Raw genomic sequence first — 17,272 nt, forward strand, 5'->3', positions numbered from 1 at the left:
ATCTTAACATGGGTGGTGAGAATGTTGACAAAACGGAATATCAAGACGAAATCTGGTCTTCAAACAGCAAAAAGTTTAACGAACTCGGAATTTGCCAATGAAATGACACCTCAAAATAAAAAGGCAAAGAAGGAAAAGCCTCGCACATAGAATAATGAAAAGCGCTGGGATGCCCCAGCGCTTTTTCTAGTTTTGACTTTTAGCTCCTGGTTTTATGGCGATTAAAGCTACAAATGCAGCAATAATACTAAGACCGCTAAGTGTTATGAAAATCCAGTAAGTGGCCATTTTCATTAACAGTGCAATAATCGGAGGGCCAGCTGCTACTCCGATAAATCTCATCGAGCTATAGATGGAGGAAATGGTCCCTCGCTCTTCCTTCTCAATTCCTGCAGTTATTAAGGCGTCGAGACATGGAAGTCCAAGACCTATACCAACACCAGCTATTAAAAACATGCTGAGCATAAACCAAAGCTTAATCGAGAGCCATAGAGCTAAAATGGAAAGTGCTGCTGCAATAATACCTCCAAAGATGAGCCATTTCATTAGGACTTTATTTTCCTTGATTACCTTTCCAGCGATAAAGGAAGATAAACAAAGTGCGCCGAGCGGCAACGCTAAAAATAATCCTTTTTTAACATCCTTAATTCCATATTTGGTTTCGAATATTTCCGAAAGGTAAAATAATATTCCAAAAAGCACCAACATCAGGATACCGCCAATAAAAAAGATAGCGTATAACCATTTTCCTTTTTCTGTGAATGTTTTCTTTACATTCGTGAAAAATTGCTTAAAGGGGACGGGTTTTGATGGTTCCGGGCACTTAACTAATAGCATGACCATGATGACGGAAATTGTACAAAACACTGGAAATGAAAAGAAAGGTAGAAACCAGATAAATCCTGCTAATACAGCACCTAAAATTGGGCTTAAAACCTTTCCAAATGTATTAGATGTTTCAATTAAACCAAGACAGCTGGAGACATCATCTTCATTCTTGAACATGTCTCCCACCAAAGGAAGAACGATTGGGGCTGCACCAGCTGCTCCCACTCCCTGGAGGGCTCGGCCTACTAAAATCAGCCAATAGGCATTATCCATTTTCCAAGCAGCCCACCCGGAAATTAGCCCTCCAAGGCCGGCTATGATAAGACTTGGAATAATTACTTTTTTCCTGCCAATATGGTCTGACAGGTAGCCAGCAACCGGGATTAGGAAGATTGCAACGATCGAATAAACGGTAATGACCATACTCGTTTGAAATGAGGATATTGATAATTTTTTTTCCATTGAGGGAAGAACAGGAATCAACATGGAATTCCCCAGAGTCATCACTAACGGAATGGATGAAAGTGAGAGTATAGCCCACTTTTGTTTGGATACTTCTCCTGACTTCTTCTTTTTTCCAGCCGAAGAGGATTTATTTCTCACAGCCTCTGAACTCGGGCATAATTTTTCAATATGGTCCATAATTCTTCTATCCCGCCTTCATAATGATGTGCTAACGTTAATATTGACATCTTCATTTCAAAATAACTATCAAATAGTAATCCTTTAAATGGAATTAAATAAGTAACTAAAATTGAATTTTCTAAAAATTATTGTTGACAATGGAATCTTAATTGAGTTAATATAAAAATCAATAACGAAGGGCATTGATGAAGAGTAGTAACTTTTACGGATTCTTTAGAGAGCTGATGGCCGGTGCAAATCAGTGTAGACGTATGAGTGAATGGACTTCGGAGCCTCCAAACCGAACCTCCTATAGGGTCAGTAGGCTTTGGCGAAATCCTCATCGTTACAAGAGGCAGATATTCAAGCAAAATGGCTTTGATATCGGTAAAGTGAGCTGATTTTTGGCTAATGAAGGTGGCACCACGGGTCTTCCGTCCTTTTTGGATGGGGGCCCTTTTTGTTTTTTTTTAAATAATTAAATCTGTGAGCAAGAGTAGTACACTTATTTAAATCTTTACAGAGAGTCGGGGGAAGCTGAGAGCCCGATAAGAATGAATATGTGGAATGGACTTGTGAGAGGCTGCCTGAACTAAAGTAGGGCCGCACGGAGTTCCACCGTTAAAAGGATAGGATATCGGACTTTCAAGTTCCGTATCTGAAAGAGGAAGCTGAAGTAGCAGCTTCAAAATGAGGTGGCACCACGATCAAAAATCGTCCTCTATATACATAAGTTGGATTTTATGTGTATAGAGGACGATTTTTTTTATATTTTTCGAAGGGATGTTTGGTTAATGAAAACAAAAAATGTTTTTTTCTTAAAGGAGTTAAAAGGAGATACATTTACTCCTATCTCCATTTTGCAGAAAATTGGCGGCGATAAAAAGTTCTTATTGGAAAGTTCACATAAATACCATGACTCTGGGCGCTTTTCCTTAATAGGATCCGACCCAGCTTTTGAACTTATTTCCAGAGGGGATACCAATGAAATTAACTATCGAAATGGAGAGAAGAAGGTAATAAAGGGAAATCCACTAGATATAATCAATACCTTACTCCCAGAGATTGAAGAAGTGCCCTTTCCGTTTATTGGCGGGGCAGTCGGGTATGTGGGATATGACATCATCCGCCAATTTGAGAACATTGGAGATGAGTTTTCAAATGGATTACAAATGCCTGATGTCCATTTAATGTTTTATGAGGAAGTCATTGTTTTCGATCATCTGGAAGAAAAAATAACGATTTGCGGACTCTCACTAACGAAGGATGGAGATAGAGATTTACTTGAAAAAAGGGTAGAGCAGAGGATCAAAGAGTTAAAACAGCCTGGAATTTATGAAGATGATACTCCATTTCATTTTTCTGGCTTCGAGTCAGAAACATCAAAGGATCAATTTATCGAGAATGTAGAGATTGCAAAGGAGCATATAAAAGCAGGCGATATTTTCCAAGTGGTGCTGTCTAGAAGAATGAAGTCAACATTCCAAGGATCGCCCTTATCGCTCTATCGCAAGCACCGTGCCCATAACCCGACACCATATATGTTTTATATAGACTTCGAAGCTTATACTGTAATCGGTTCTTCACCGGAAAGTCTTATTAAGACCAGGGGAACGCAGGTGTTTGCAAATCCGATTGCCGGTACAAAAAAACGAGGGAAAACTCTTGAGGAAGACCATTTAATTGAAAAAGAATTGAAAAGTGATGAAAAGGAATTGGCAGAGCATAAAATGCTCGTCGACCTTGGGCGAAATGACTTAGGAAGGGTTTGTGAATTTGGTTCTGTAACATTGGATAAGTATATTCAGGTTGAAAAATTCCGACATGTCATCCATCTTGTCTCAGAAGTAAGTGGTACTTTAACCAAGGACCATAGCAGTCTTGATGCATTAGCAGCTTGTCTGCCTGCTGGAACTGTTTCCGGGGCACCGAAAATTAGAGCGATGGAAATTATAAATAAATTAGAAAAATCAAAAAGGGGATTATATTCCGGAGCAATTGGTTATTTATCTGCTAATGGAAATATTGATTTTGCCTTAGCGATTCGCACGATGATTTTGAAAGAGGGAACTGCGTATATTCAAGCAGGCGCAGGAATTGTATATGACTCTAATCCAGAGTCTGAGTATGAAGAAACGATAAATAAATTAAAAGCCTTTTTGGAGGGTGAACAATGATTTTATTAATAGATAATTTTGACTCCTTTACCTTCAATCTTTATCAATATCTAGGGGAATTAGGAGAGAGCGTAACAGTCATTAGAAATAACCAGCTTACTATCAAGCAAATAAGGGAAATGAATCCGAAGGCAATCATTCTATCTCCAGGCCCGGGAAAACCTGAGGATGCAGGTATATGTATAGATGTTATCCGAAATTTATACCAGGAATTTCCTATACTTGGAATTTGTTTAGGGCATCAAGCAATTGGGGCAGCATTTGGAAGTGAAATAAGGAGAGCAAATTTCATTAAACATGGAAAGACATCTCAAATCACACATAGTGGCAACGGAATTTTTACTTATTTAACTTCGCCATTAGAAGTGATGCGCTATCATTCTTTGGTGGTTGATCAGGGAACTCTATCATCTGATTTGGAATGTGTCGCAAAGTCACTCGATGATCAAGAAGTGATGGCCATTAAACATCGCTATTATCCAGTATTTGGATTGCAGTTTCATCCTGAATCGATTGGTACTCCATTAGGAAAACAAATGCTCCAAAACTTTTTATCTGAAATAGAAGGGAAGAAGAAAAATGAAAAATTTTTTACTCCAGTTAGCTGATGGTGAATCTTTTTCTGAGCCTCAAATGAAGGAAGCAATGGATTTACTATTGGGGGAAGAAGTTTCTGAAAGTGAAATTGCTGCCTTTTTAATGGGTTTAAAGTCTAAAGGAGAAACGGTGGAAGAAATTACTGGTATTGTAAAAGGTCTTAAAGAAAACACCCTTCCATTTCGTAAGAAGTTTCCCAATGTTTTAGATAATTGTGGTACTGGCGGGGATGGTTCTTCGAGTTTTAATATTAGTACAACTTCCGCATTTGTGATCGCAGGTGCTGGCATCCCTGTTGCAAAACATGGAAACCGCAGTATTTCAAGCAAAACTGGAAGTGCTGATGTACTGGAGTATTTAGGGATTAATCTAAATTTACCTGTAGAAGTAACGGAAGAAATTCTTGATGAGCTTGGTATTGCATTCCTTTTTGCACCGCACGTGCATCCAAAACTAAAAAAAGTCATGATGGTTCGAAGACAGCTGAAAATACCAACTATCTTTAATTTTATCGGTCCACTAACTAATCCAATCGATTTGGATTATCAGTTACTCGGTGTCTATCGAAGGGACTTACTGCCTGTTTTCGCAGAGGTTCTGCAAAATCTTGGACGTAAGCGGGCGGTTGTCATCAACGGCGCAGGATTTATGGACGAAGCGTCACTACAGGGGGAGAACCATCTAACTCTTCTTGAGGATGGTGTTATATCCAGCCAAAGCTTTGTACCGGAAGAAGTGGGACTGCCACAGTATGATAACAGTGCCATTAAAGGTGGAGATTCGAAAGAAAATGCAATCATTCTTAAGAACGTCCTTTCGGGAGAAAAGGGTGCTTGCCGAGATACAGTCCTATTAAATGCAGGAATGGGAATCTATACAAGTGGAAAAGCAGAAACCATTGCAGAAGGAATTAATATAGCCAGAGAAGTGATTGACTCAGGTGCGGCCTATGAAAAATTACATCGTTTAATTGAAATGACTTCAAAAGCTCAAAGAGAGGCGATATAAAGTGGAAACCATATTAGACACAATCATTCATGAGAAACAAAAAGAGGTCAAAAAACTACGAGAACAAAATCTGTTGAAAATCGAATCAAAACCTAAAAGATCTTTTATTCAAAAGCTACAAAAGGCTGATGAAATTGCAATTATTTCCGAATTCAAGCGAGCCTCACCGTCAAAAGGAATAATAAACAACGGGATAGAACCTGCAGAACAGGCAGTTCGTTATGAGCAGGCAGGAGCCTCTGCCATTTCAGTGCTAACTGATTCAACTTTCTTTAAGGGTTCTTTTTCAGATTTAAGTGCTGTTAGAGAGGTGGTTAATTTACCCATCCTCTGTAAGGATTTTATGATAGATTCAAGTCAAATTGATATGGCTGCAAAGAATGGGGCAGATATTATTCTACTCATAGTGGCTGCATTAGAACAGAATACTCTATTGAGTCTGTACCAATACGCAAGGGGTATGAATTTAGAGGTATTAGTGGAGGTTCACAATCAATCTGAATTAGAAAAGGCGCTTAACTTAGGTGCCCAATTAATTGGGGTAAATAATCGAGATTTAAAGACCTTTAATGTTTCTTTGGAGACAACAGAAATCTTGGCGAAAACCATTAAGGACGCTGGCGCCTTCCTCATTAGTGAAAGCGGCATACACCAAAAGGAAGATGTGGAGCGTGTGCGGGATGCTGGTGCGAATGGAATTTTAGTTGGTGAAGCCCTCATGAAGAGTCCTGATCTGGCTAAGTCCTTTCTAGATTTCCGACTGCCGCTTGCACCTGGAGTGGTGAACAAATGAAAGTGAAAATTTGCGGAATTACAGATCTTACCACAGCTATTGCAGCTATAGATTATGGTGCGAATGCACTCGGTTTTGTTTTTGCTGAAAGCAAGAGGAAAATATCGGTAATGAAAGCAAAAGATATTATTTCCCATTTACCAAAAGAGATATTAAAGGTTGGAGTGTTTGTTAATGAATCAAAAGAAAAGATTGAGGAAATTGCATCAACTGTCGGTCTTACTCACGTTCAATTACACGGTGATGAATCTCCATCCTTTAGTGAATCACTTTCCTATCCAGTGATAAAAGCCATTAGTATTCACGATGAACAAAGTATAAAAGCCATCGAGCATTATTCATGCGAATTTGTTTTGCTTGATGGGCCAAAGGGGACATACAGAGGTGGTAACGGCTTATCCTTTGATTGGAAGAGCATATCTGCGAAGCATCTGGCGGGTAAAAAAGTAATCCTTGCTGGCGGATTGCATGGAGAAAATGTAGAAGAGGCAATCAAGCTAATTAAACCATACATGGTAGATGTAAGCAGCGGTGTGGAAACAGAAGGAAAAAAGGATTTATCTAAAATCCAAACATTTATCAATAAGGCTAAAGGGAGCCATACAGGAGGAGCAAGAAATGAAATCATATACACTGCCGAATGAAAAAGGGCAATTTGGTATTTATGGCGGAAGATTTGTACCAGAAACACTTATGAAAGCTGTGCTAGAGCTGGATGAAGCTTATAAAATTGCAAAAGAAGACCCAAGTTTTCAACAAGAAATTGATGGGTATCTATCAGAGTATGTTGGAAGAGAAACACCATTGTATTTTGCAAAGAATCTGACAAAATACGCTGGCGGAGCTCAAATTTATCTGAAAAGAGAAGACCTAAACCATACCGGTGCTCACAAAATCAATAATGCCATTGGTCAGGCATTGTTAGCGATTAGGATGGGAAAAAGAAAAATTGTTGCAGAAACTGGAGCAGGACAGCACGGTGTTGCGACCGCAACAGTATGCGCCTTGTTAAATCTTGAGTGTATTATCTTTATGGGGGAAGAGGACATCAAACGACAGGCCTTGAATGTTTTCAGAATGGAGCTGCTCGGAGCAAAGGTAGTAAGTGTCACCTCTGGGAGCTCTACCTTAAAGGACGCTGTTAATGAAGCTCTAAGATACTGGGTTGAGCATGTAGAGGACACACACTATCTCTTAGGCTCTGTTATGGGACCACATCCATTTCCGAAAATGGTCAGAGATTTTCAAAGTGTAATCGGAAAGGAAACGAAAAAACAGTTCTTCGCTCAGAAAGGAAAGCTCCCAGAGGCAGTTGTAGCCTGTATCGGGGGAGGCAGCAATGCAGCTGGAATGTTCTATCCTTTTATCGAGGATCAGGAGGTAAGTCTCTATGGTGTAGAAGCAGCCGGACAAGGGACTGAGACTGATTTCCATGCAGCTTCACTAACAAAGGGAAGGCCTGGAGTTTTGCACGGGGCACTTATGTATTTATTGCAGGATGACGACGGACAAATCATTGAAGCGCATTCTGTTTCCGCAGGTCTTGATTATCCAGGTGTAGGACCTGAGCATAGTTATTTAAAAGACAGCGGCAGAGCACAATATCATTCTATTACTGATAAGGAAGCACTTGAAGCCTTTCAGCTTTTATCAAAACTAGAAGGAATTATTCCAGCCCTTGAAAGTGCTCATGCTATAAGCTTTGCTGTTAAACTTGCTGCTAACATGAAGGAAACAGAGCATATTGTGGTTTGTTTGTCAGGTCGTGGTGATAAAGACGTAACAGCTGTTAAAGAAAGGTTAGAAAGGGAGAAGGATAATGAATAGAATCGAGCAATCTTTTAGGGCATTAAAAGACCAGGACAGAAAAGCTTTTATTCCATACATTATGGGTGGAGATGGCGGACTTGATAAGCTATCAGAACGTCTGCTCACGCTAGAAAAATTCGGTGCAACGCTCATTGAAGTAGGGGTTCCGTTTTCTGATCCTGTTGCAGATGGTCCAACTATCCAGCAAGCGGGTATTAGGGCTCTCAAAAATGGAACGACACTAAATGGAATCATATCAGAAATTACAAGGGCTAGAGAAGTTGTTTCTATTCCAATCGTCCTTATGACTTATTTAAATCCAGTCTATTCATATGGAATTTCAAGATTTGCTCAAGATATTGCAAAGGCTGGGGTAGACGGATGTATTATTCCTGACCTCCCAATTGAAGAAGAAGACTTATTTGCTGATGAGCTCGAGGATAAGGGAATAGAATTAATCCGTCTTGTTACATTAACTTCACCAATAGAAAGAATTAAAGAAATATCAAGCAGAGGTAAGGGATTTTTATACAGTGTTACGGTTAAAGGAATAACAGGAACAAGAAATGAATTTGCTCAAGAAGTGGTGGATTTTTTAAAGCAGGTGAAAGAGGTAAGTCCTATTCCTGTTGTGGCTGGATTTGGAATTTCAAACGAAAAACAAATAAAAGAGTTAACACCTCATTGTGATGGAGTAATTGTCGGAAGTAAGATTGTTGATTTGTTAAATAGAAATGATTTAGATGGGTTGGAGCGCTTTATGTCTGTTCTTAAACCTGAAAAAAACATTAGATAGGGAATGAAAAATCTACTCAATTTGCGAGTGGATTTTTTATTTTAAAGAGCCGTGTCAATTGTTACAGCAAACCTATAGAATATTTACTATAATTTTGTTATCAGGTTAATTAGAATGGGGCAGGTAAGGATGAGGAATGTATGATGAAGGTTAAGGAAACAATTCACTCATTAATTGCAGCTATTGATGGTTTTTCAGGGATCTCCTATAAAGTTCATGTTGATTTTTATCGCAATACATTTACTGTTTTTGAATGGAGAAACAAAGACAATTGCCTTCCATTTACTAATCTTGAAAGCAAATCAATCGGAAGCATGGAAGAGTTTAAAAGAGCTATATATTTAATGCGTATTTGGGAATGGGAACCCTCTTATAGGAAAGAAGCAGGAATCATTCTAGATGGGAAATATTGGTCGGTTAAGCTGAATACAAAACACAATATTTATGAGAGTGAAGGAATGGAATGCTTTCCACCAGATTGGAAACGATTTTGTCATGAGGTTGAAAAATTAACTGGTATACCATTCCGCTGAATACATCTCTATTAAATTGCCAGGAATGTCTTCTTGAAACCCTCGTATATCTCTTATATAATTAGTCTATACTTTTACTGAACTTCTTTTGCAAATAAACATTTAAACTAGGGTTATCCCTTTATTTGTTTGATTTTTAAACTTCCAATCTTGGAAGTTTTGTTTGTTTAAGCCGACTACTTTAAAATAAATTAGATTGTAAAAATGAGGAGTTAATATAAATGAAGGAAATTACTGTTGAGGAATTACAAACGTTAAAGAATCCTGCCATCATTGATATTCGCTCACCTATTGAGTTTAAGGATGGTTCAATTCCTGAAGCAATTAACATTCCTTTATTTACGGATAAAGAGCGTGAGGAAATCGGGACCATCTATAAACACGAAGGACAAGCTGCTGCTAAATGGAGAGCGATGGAGTTTGTTTCACATAAGATTCCCAGCCTATTAAATCAAATAAAAGAGGCTATGTCTAATGGTGAAGAGTTAGTTATTCATTGCTGGCGCGGAGGAATGCGCAGCAAGGCAGTTGTAACCTTTTTAGAATTTGCAGGGATATACGCAATGCGCCTAACGGGGGGCTATAAAGCCTATCGGCAATACATTCTTCAGCAAATTCCAGCAATGTTTCCAGAAAGAGCCGTTGTCTTGCACGGACTTACTGGAGTAGGAAAAACAGAAGTCTTGAAGAATTTGAAATCACTCGGATACCCGATACTAGATCTTGAGGAAATGGCTGCCCATCGAGGTTCAATTTTTGGAACAATTGGACTAGGAGAAGGGAATAATCAAAAGATATTTGACTCCCTTTTATATAAAGGACTCAGTGAAATAAAGGGTTCTGCATATTTTGTAATGGAAGCGGAGAGTAAACGAATTGGGAAAGCTGTTCAGCCTGAAGAGCTTATGGATAGGAAAATGAAGGGAATTAATATATATATCCACACCCCGATAGAGCAAAGGGTGAAACAGCTTGTAAATGAATATGTTTTACCTTATCAAAATGAACCTTGGTACCATGACCAAATCTCGATTGGAATTGAAAAAATTCTAAGAAGGATTAAAGACAATGAAATGAAAAAGGCGTTACTTCAAACGTTAGAAAATAAAGATTATCAAGAGATGATTGGTATACTACTAGAGCATTATTATGATCCCCGATATGATCATGCAACTCTTGAATACGATGGAAGATTCATTGATGTTTATGCTGAAGATTCTAATGATGCAAGTATGAAGGTTATGGGAGAGATTGATAACCTTATTGTAAAGAAAAAGGAAGTTTTTGAGGGTAAAATTTAAGCTGCTATTGGGAAAATTGCTGGCAAATTCATGGAATTGTGATTGGTGAACGAAAATTCTAAATTTTTCCACAGCTATCACCTCCTATTACAGATTATAATATAAGTATAATCAATAAATAGAAAGGGAGCTTAGTGATGAAAGAGTCAAAAATTTTCCACCACCGCTTAGTTGATTGCCAGGAGCATGTTGCCTTTACGACGGAAGATGGTATTAATGTATTTAGTGGAAGTGCTGCTATTAAAACCTGCATTAATTGTGATCACAGTGAATTATCAAGCGAGGTAAAAGAAATTATTGACTCGTCCATAAGCGAAAAAAGAAAGAACCCTCTATTTCCAACAAAATTGTTTGAGTTAACAAAGGGATTTTTATAATTGTGAAACTTAGGCCGGACTCTCCGGCCTTTTATTTTTTATTCAGTAAAAAACCGCCAGTTTTGGCGGTCTTAAAGGAAAATGGTACAAGTTAACGATTCTTAAAGGGCCTCAATCCACGACGTTTTATTTCATCTTTTAAAATCTTTACCCATTCTTTTTCTTTTCCAGATTTTAAAGCATCCCGATACGTAACAATTAACAGCTCGTTACTCATTATTTTCAACTTAGAAAGCCTCCCTCGGAATAATGGATTGAATATTCAGTTTTTATTATTGTAATCGTTTACTAATCATTTGAGAACCTTTTTCACATAATTGTCATACTTAAAACACAAAATCATTCGTAAGGACTAAGGATAATTTAGTTGCACTACAGTGTAACGTTTGATTATACTAAGGATTAGTTATTATCGAAAGGAACGGTGCGCAGAATGATTCATTTAACATGGCGAGAGCGTGAAACAGGTAAAAAAGTAAAATGTGTTCATACAGATGCAAAAAAATATATAGTAAATAACGCATTAACTGCCGGAAAAATCTATGATGTTAAAAATGAAACAGAAGAGTTTTATTATATTATCGACAATACTGGCAAAGTCGGAGGGTTTTACAAAGAATATTTCCAAGATGTAGACTGATGGGCCAAGCCTGCAGTCTATTTTTTTAATAAAGGAATAGGGGAATGGTGTTATGAAGATGTGGAATGAGCTTTTTGAGTTAAATGGGGAATCAGTTAGACTACTTCCAATCAGCCTTGATCATATCGACGGACTATGGGAAGCAGCTAAACCTGATGAGATATGGACCTATATGGCTACAACTGTGAGAAGTAGAGAAGAAATGGAGAAGATGATCATATCTGCCATTGAGAAGAGAAGTAAGGGTACCGATTATACATTTACTGTCATAAATCACGAGGGTCAAATTATAGGGAGTACACGATACCTTGATATTTTACCTGAACATAAAAGTCTAGAAATTGGCTCTACTTGGTATCATCCAGACTCCTGGAGATCAAAAGTAAACTCTGAATGCAAATACCTGCTTCTTCAACATGCATTTGAATGCTGGAACCTTAGACGTGTACAACTAAAAACGGATTCTCGAAACATTCGTTCCCAGAACGCGATTAAACGAATTGGAGCTATTAAAGAAGGAGTATTACGTAAGGATCGAACCATCTCTAGTGGATACGTTCGTGATACCGTTTATTACAGTATCCTTCAAGAGGAATGGCATGCAGTAAAAAAGGAATTAGAGAAGAAATTGAAACGAAGTTCTTAACAAGAAGCCAGGCTGGGATAGCCTGGCTAAATTTTATGTTTTATTTTGCATCAGGGAACACTTGTCGAATGGTACTGGTAAAATCATGGAGGAAGTTCTCATCACTATTTCCATTTCGGCTATCCCTTACATACCTATTCATACGGTTATAGAATGCCTGATTTGTTGAGATATAAACATTGTCAATATGGCCATCCGAACCCTTAACTTTTCTATAAATCTCATGTTCCAATCCATTTGACAATCCAATTGTATTATCTTCTTTCAATTTTACCGCTACATAAGCATTTTTATCTGCAACAATTATATTTGCCCGTTCAACTTGAGGAATTTTGGTCACCCTATCGGCTGCATAATCAGCAACTTGTATTCTTGCTCTTGTGGGACCTGTGTTAGTAACATGGTTGTATCGAATATCAGTACTTTGGTCATCTTGGTTGGTTTGTACCATTCCTGAGCCGGGAGCACTTATGTCATTGTTGTTTTTAGTGCGCTCACCAAGATTAGGGGTATAATTTACAGTATTAAGTTCCGCTCCGTTTTGATTTCGGCGGGCAAAATCGTCGTTACTGTTATTTTGGGCACATCCTGCTAGGAAAATGCTTACAATAAGTATAGAAAAAAGTAGATATCGTTTTTTCATTACGTATATAATCTCCTTTGTCAAAAGGTATTCATGGTTATGATTCCAAAATAGTATAAGGTTATACGAAAAAAGAAGCATTGGGTTCCAATGCTTCTTTTTCATTCTTATTGATTTGTACTTGCTTTTAATTCTGTTTTTTTTCCATTTTGATAAACTTTTCTACTTAATAGTGTTTGCAGGATTAAAAACAAACCGCCTACCGCCCAATAAAGAGGAAGTGCTGCAGGTGAACTGAAAGAGAATATTACAATCATTAGGGGAGACAAGAGTCCCATAAATTTCATTTGCTGCTGTTGAGCAGCAGGCATAGAAGATTGAGAAACTTTGAATTGAATATAATAAATGACTCCTGCAATTAGGGTAATAATGATGTCAGGGTGTCCGAGACTAAACCAAAGGAATTCATGCGTGGCTATCTCTTCAGAACCCCGAATAGCATAATAAAAACCTGTCAGAATTGGCATTTGAATCAGTATAGGTAAACACCCCATATTTAAAGGATTTACACCGTGCTTCTGATAAAGGCCCATCATTTCCTGCTGCAGTTCTTGTTTCTTTTTTGGGTCACTTTCTTCCTTCATTCTCTTCTGGATGTCTTCCATTTCTGGCTTCATGACGTCCATTTTTTCTTTCATGTTCATCTGATTTTTATATTGCTTCAGCATGAATGGCAGTAATACAAGTCTTATGATAAGGGTAACAAGTATAATCGATAATCCATAGTTGCCATTGAACAGTTCCGCTAAAAAGTGAATGAAAACAATAAATGGTTCTACAAAATACGTATGGAAAAATCCATCACCTTTTCCGTCTGCTGCAGAACATGCTGAAAGCAAAGTCGTGGTTAAAGTTAAAAGTAGTAATACAGAAAGTGAGTGTTTGTTTTTCATATTTCCTCCTAGTTTGTTTATGTTGTTATTGGTTGAAAAAGGGAGGAGGAAATAGGTTCTTCTGTATCATCCTGTGAACTTTCTTTTCTACGAATATATTTTACAATTCGAATGAGAATGATATTTCTGTTTAATGAACTTTTTTTCTTATATAAACAAAATGGGTGATTGATTTTTGTATGTGCGGGTTCGCTTATGGATCCCATAAAGCAATATTCCACATTCCACGCCCAAAGTATTTTAATTATCACTCCAAAGTATAAACTTAAATATAGTGCTTCTAACGTATTGGAATCCGTAATTTCAATGAGCAATTGGTACAAAAATAATCACCTCGCTTTTACTGCTGCTGTTATGAGTATAATGGAGATAGCACAAAGAATCAATTGAATTACAAGTGAAAAAAAAAGGCTGTCGGCGAGGACAGCTTTCTTCTTAATTGGTAATAATCGGTTTATTCCAGTGTGCTGTAATACTCTTATAGGCGAAATCTACTTTTTCCTCGGATGGTGGTTCAACATGGTGTAATGGATATTCTAGTCCGAGCGCTTCCCATTTATATACACCAAGCTTATGATAGGGAAGTATCTCAATCTTTTGTACATTCTCTAGTGTTCCAATAAATTCACCTAGCTTTTGAAGATCTTCTGGATCATCAGAAACAGTAGGAACGAGAACATGACGTACCCAAACCGGTACTTTTCGGTCTGACAAAAACTTGGCAAATTCAAGAATATGATCATTTGCCATACCCGTTAATTGTATATGCTTTTTGCGGTTAATATGCTTTAAATCGAGTAAAATCAAATCCGTGTACTGTAATAACTCCTCAAGCTGTTCAATAAACAGTTTAGCGTGTGAGAAACAGCCCCCAGATGAATCAATGGTTGTATGAATCCCTTTCTTTTTACATTCCTTAAACAATTCAGTAAGGAACGGTACCTGCAGAAGTGGTTCACCGCCGCTGACAGTGATTCCGCCGCCAGATGATTGGATGAAGGGAAGGTAGGACATGAGATCATCCATGATTTCGGAAACAGTCATCTGTTTGCCGCTGCCAATTTCCCACGTATCAGCGTTATGGCAAAACTGGCAGCGTAATAGGCAGCCTTGTGTAAATACAACATAGCGTATACCTGGTCCGTCTACTGTTCCTAATGTTTCAATAGAATGAATATTTCCGTTCATGATGATGATCCCCCTTTAGTTTTTAAAGCAGGAGCCCCTAGAAAAGGAGCCCCGTAATCTATTATTATAGTGATTCGTGGAAAGTACGGTTAATAACGTCTAATTGCTGTTCTTTTGTTAATTTAATGAAGTTAACCGCATATCCAGAAACACGAATGGTTAATTGTGGATATAATTCTGGATGTTCCATTGCATCCATTAATGTTTCTTTATTAAATACGTTAACATTCAGATGGTGACCTGATTTAATAGCATATCCGTCTAAGATAGAAACCAAGTTACGAACCTGACTTTCTTCCTCTTTACCTAATGCTTTAGGAACGATAGAGAAAGTATTTGAAATTCCATCCATTGCTGAGCTGTATGGCAATTTAGCAACAGAAGAAAGGGAAGCGAGTGTACCTTTTGTATCACGGCCATGCATTGGGTTTGCCCCAGGCGCGAATGGTTCGCCTGTACGACGGCCATCTGGTGTATTCCCAGTTTTCTTACCATAAACCACGTTTGATGTAATCGTCAAGATTGACATTGTGTGAACGGAATTACGGTAGGTTTGGTGCTTACGTAACTTTTTCATAAATGTTTTAACAATTTCAACCGCAATGCTGTCTACACGGTCATCGTTGTTTCCGTATTTAGGGAAGTCTCCAGTTGTTTCGAAATCGACAGCTAGACCGTTTTCGTCACGAATAACTCTTACTTCAGCATATTTTATGGCACTTAATGAGTCAGCTACGACACTCAATCCAGCAATGCCTGTTGCCATGGTACGTAAGATTTGAGAGTCATGCAGAGCCATTTCAATTCTTTCATAGCTGTACTTATCATGCATGTAGTGAATAACATTCAATGTGTTGATATAAAGGTCTGCGAGCCATTCCATCATTTGATCAAACTTTTGCATTACTTCTTCATAATTCAATACCTCAGAAGTAATTGGCTGATATTGTGGACCTACTTGAATTTTTAACTTTTCATCCATACCGCCGTTAATGGAATAGAGAAGAGCTTTAGCTAGGTTTGCACGTGCACCGAAGAATTGCATTTGTTTACCAATTTCCATAGCAGATACACAGCAGGCAATTCCGTAGTCATCGCCATATTCAGGACGCATAATATCGTCGTTTTCATATTGGATGGAGCTAGTTTTAATAGACATTTTTGCACAATACTTTTTAAAATTCTCAGGCAGTTGTGGTGACCATAGTACTGTTAGGTTTGGTTCAGGAGCCGGACCTAAATTGTCTAATGTGTGTAGGAAACGGAAAGAGTTCTTTGTTACAAGTGAACGGCCGTCAGATGCCATACCGCCAATTGACTCTGTTACCCATGTTGGGTCTCCGCTGAATAATTCATTATAATCAGGTGTACGTGCAAATTTAACTAAGCGAAGCTTCATGACAAAATGATCAACGATTTCCTGTGCTTCAACTTCTGTTAAAGTGCCATTTTGCAGGTCTCTTTCCATATAGATATCAAGGAAAGTAGATACGCGTCCAAGACTCATCGCAGCACCGTTTTGCTCTTTAATAGCAGCTAAGTATCCGAAATATAACCATTGGAATGCTTCTTGTGCAGTTGCAGCCGGCTGTGAAAGATCAAAGCCGTGACTGCTTGCCATTTCTTTTAATTCTTTTAATGCACGAATTTGCTCTGCAATTTCTTCACGAAGACGCATGTTGTCTTCTGTCATTACCTTGCTTGTATTCTTTTGATCCTTTTGTTTTTCCTTGATTAAGAAGTCTACTCCGTATAGTGCAACACGACGATAGTCACCAATAATACGTCCGCGGCCGTAAGCATCAGGAAGTCCTGTAATAATCGCTGCTTTACGAGCTAACATCATTTCATCTGTATAAGCATCGAAAACACCTTGGTTGTGAGTCTTACGGAATTCTGTAAAGAATCTTTCGATTTCTGGATTTAATTCATAGCCATAAGATTCTAAGGCTGCTTTAGCCATGCGGATACCGCCGAAAGGCTGCATAGAACGATTAAAAGGCTTGTCAGTTTGTACTCCAACCACTTTCTCTAGCTCTTCATTAAGGTATCCTGGTGTGTGTGAAGTAATCGTAGATACTGTTTCAGTATCCATGTCCAGCACTCCGCCTTTTTCACGTTCCTGATTAGTTAGTTCCATTACTTGTTCCCAAAGCTTGTTTGTTGCTTCAGTTGCACCCGCAAGGAAGCTGTCATCACCTTCGTATTGATTATAGTTTTTAAGAATGAAATCACGTACGTTAACTTCTTTTGTCCAAGTGCCTTTCATAAAACCTTTCCATTGTTCCATTATATTTCACCTCGTAAGTTTGTTAAAAATTTTATATAACAGTGTTGCTGTTATTTCTTAACTAAAGTGTAACAGGTTTTTTGTGAAAGTAAGCACAGATATTGTTAACATATTGTGAAGTCTTGTTTT

The 17,272-nt window shown here is 38.1% G+C and carries 19 protein-coding genes and 2 other annotated features; of the genes, 13 read left to right on the forward strand and 6 right to left on the reverse strand.

Annotated features, from left to right (window positions below; genetic code table 11):
* The first annotated feature begins 21 nt into the window (after window positions 1–21).
* The gene (locus tag H0184_RS27625) at window positions 22–150 is read left to right on the forward strand and encodes a hypothetical protein (RefSeq protein WP_260631508.1); all 129 of its coding nucleotides are present in this window, start codon (window positions 22–24) and stop codon (window positions 148–150) included.
* A gap of 36 nt (window positions 151–186) precedes the next feature.
* Here H0184_RS27625 and H0184_RS09035 read toward each other — a convergent pair whose 3' ends face one another.
* Window positions 187–1,470, reverse strand: a complete 1,284-nt coding sequence (locus tag H0184_RS09035) for an MFS transporter (protein ID WP_221823599.1) — start codon at window positions 1,468–1,470, stop codon at window positions 187–189.
* A gap of 176 nt (window positions 1,471–1,646) precedes the next feature.
* Window positions 1,647–1,897: a binding site (T-box leader), on the forward strand.
* Between the two features lie 32 nt (window positions 1,898–1,929).
* Window positions 1,930–2,177, forward strand: a binding site (T-box leader).
* A gap of 69 nt (window positions 2,178–2,246) precedes the next feature.
* Between H0184_RS09035 and trpE the strand changes: the two genes are divergently transcribed.
* The 10 genes from trpE to H0184_RS09085 all read left to right on the forward strand — a co-directional run bounded on the left by trpE (window position 2,247) and on the right by H0184_RS09085 (window position 10,843).
* The gene (gene trpE / locus H0184_RS09040; protein ID WP_221823601.1) at window positions 2,247–3,629 is read left to right on the forward strand and encodes an anthranilate synthase component I; all 1,383 of its coding nucleotides are present in this window, start codon (window positions 2,247–2,249) and stop codon (window positions 3,627–3,629) included.
* Complete coding sequence (locus H0184_RS09045; protein WP_221823602.1) at window positions 3,626–4,237, forward strand: anthranilate synthase component II; 612 nt, start codon at window positions 3,626–3,628, stop codon at window positions 4,235–4,237. The genes trpE and H0184_RS09045 overlap by 4 nt, the downstream gene beginning before the upstream one ends.
* Complete coding sequence (gene trpD, locus H0184_RS09050) at window positions 4,209–5,234, forward strand: anthranilate phosphoribosyltransferase (protein ID WP_221823604.1); 1,026 nt, start codon at window positions 4,209–4,211, stop codon at window positions 5,232–5,234. Before H0184_RS09045 ends, trpD begins: the two co-directional genes overlap by 29 nt.
* A 1-nt stretch (window position 5,235) precedes the next feature.
* Window positions 5,236–6,027, forward strand: a complete 792-nt coding sequence (gene trpC, locus H0184_RS09055; protein ID WP_221823606.1) for an indole-3-glycerol phosphate synthase TrpC — start codon at window positions 5,236–5,238, stop codon at window positions 6,025–6,027.
* Window positions 6,024–6,671, forward strand: coding sequence for a phosphoribosylanthranilate isomerase (locus H0184_RS09060; RefSeq protein WP_221823607.1), 648 nt, complete (start codon window positions 6,024–6,026; stop codon window positions 6,669–6,671). The genes trpC and H0184_RS09060 overlap by 4 nt, the downstream gene beginning before the upstream one ends.
* Complete coding sequence (gene trpB / locus H0184_RS09065) at window positions 6,646–7,854, forward strand: tryptophan synthase subunit beta (RefSeq protein ID WP_221823609.1); 1,209 nt, start codon at window positions 6,646–6,648, stop codon at window positions 7,852–7,854. Before H0184_RS09060 ends, trpB begins: the two co-directional genes overlap by 26 nt.
* Entirely contained in the window at window positions 7,847–8,632 is a 786-nt protein-coding gene (trpA, locus tag H0184_RS09070; protein ID WP_221823611.1) for a tryptophan synthase subunit alpha, read from the forward strand. Before trpB ends, trpA begins: the two co-directional genes overlap by 8 nt.
* A gap of 140 nt (window positions 8,633–8,772) precedes the next feature.
* Complete coding sequence (locus tag H0184_RS09075) at window positions 8,773–9,165, forward strand: hypothetical protein (protein WP_221823613.1); 393 nt, start codon at window positions 8,773–8,775, stop codon at window positions 9,163–9,165.
* Between the two features lie 221 nt (window positions 9,166–9,386).
* Window positions 9,387–10,466: a tRNA 2-selenouridine(34) synthase MnmH gene (mnmH, locus tag H0184_RS09080; protein WP_221823615.1), complete on the forward strand. Its 1,080-nt coding sequence runs from the start codon at window positions 9,387–9,389 to the stop codon at window positions 10,464–10,466.
* A gap of 137 nt (window positions 10,467–10,603) precedes the next feature.
* A complete protein-coding gene (locus tag H0184_RS09085; RefSeq protein WP_221823617.1) occupies window positions 10,604–10,843 on the forward strand; it encodes a hypothetical protein in 240 nt (79 codons plus the stop codon).
* A gap of 91 nt (window positions 10,844–10,934) precedes the next feature.
* On the opposite strand, the gene sda is transcribed toward H0184_RS09085, so the two are convergent.
* A complete protein-coding gene (gene sda / locus H0184_RS09090; protein ID WP_396953588.1) occupies window positions 10,935–11,060 on the reverse strand; it encodes a sporulation histidine kinase inhibitor Sda in 126 nt (41 codons plus the stop codon).
* A gap of 216 nt (window positions 11,061–11,276) precedes the next feature.
* Here sda and H0184_RS09095 point away from each other — a divergent pair, with 216 nt between their 5' ends.
* Window positions 11,277–11,483, forward strand: a complete 207-nt coding sequence (locus H0184_RS09095) for a DUF6501 family protein (protein ID WP_221823621.1) — start codon at window positions 11,277–11,279, stop codon at window positions 11,481–11,483.
* Between the two features lie 52 nt (window positions 11,484–11,535).
* Entirely contained in the window at window positions 11,536–12,129 is a 594-nt protein-coding gene (locus H0184_RS09100) for a GNAT family N-acetyltransferase (RefSeq protein WP_221823622.1), read from the forward strand.
* A 40-nt stretch (window positions 12,130–12,169) separates the two neighbouring features.
* Here the strand turns inward: H0184_RS09100 and H0184_RS09105 are convergent, their stop codons facing one another.
* From H0184_RS09105 to pflB, 4 genes are all read right to left on the reverse strand, one after another.
* Window positions 12,170–12,772, reverse strand: coding sequence for a YhcN/YlaJ family sporulation lipoprotein (locus tag H0184_RS09105; RefSeq protein WP_221823624.1), 603 nt, complete (start codon window positions 12,770–12,772; stop codon window positions 12,170–12,172).
* Between the two features lie 107 nt (window positions 12,773–12,879).
* Entirely contained in the window at window positions 12,880–13,665 is a 786-nt protein-coding gene (yidC, locus tag H0184_RS09110; RefSeq protein ID WP_221823626.1) for a membrane protein insertase YidC, read from the reverse strand.
* Window positions 13,666–14,100: 435 nt separating this feature from the next.
* Window positions 14,101–14,853: a pyruvate formate-lyase-activating protein gene (pflA, locus tag H0184_RS09115; RefSeq protein WP_221823628.1), complete on the reverse strand. Its 753-nt coding sequence runs from the start codon at window positions 14,851–14,853 to the stop codon at window positions 14,101–14,103.
* A 64-nt stretch (window positions 14,854–14,917) separates the two neighbouring features.
* Window positions 14,918–17,143, reverse strand: coding sequence for a formate C-acetyltransferase (gene pflB / locus H0184_RS09120; protein WP_221823630.1), 2,226 nt, complete (start codon window positions 17,141–17,143; stop codon window positions 14,918–14,920).
* Between the last annotated feature and the right edge of the window lie 129 nt (window positions 17,144–17,272).

This window comes from Neobacillus niacini, from assembly GCF_019749295.1.
GTDB lineage: Bacteria > Bacillota > Bacilli > Bacillales > Cytobacillaceae > Neobacillus > Neobacillus niacini_D.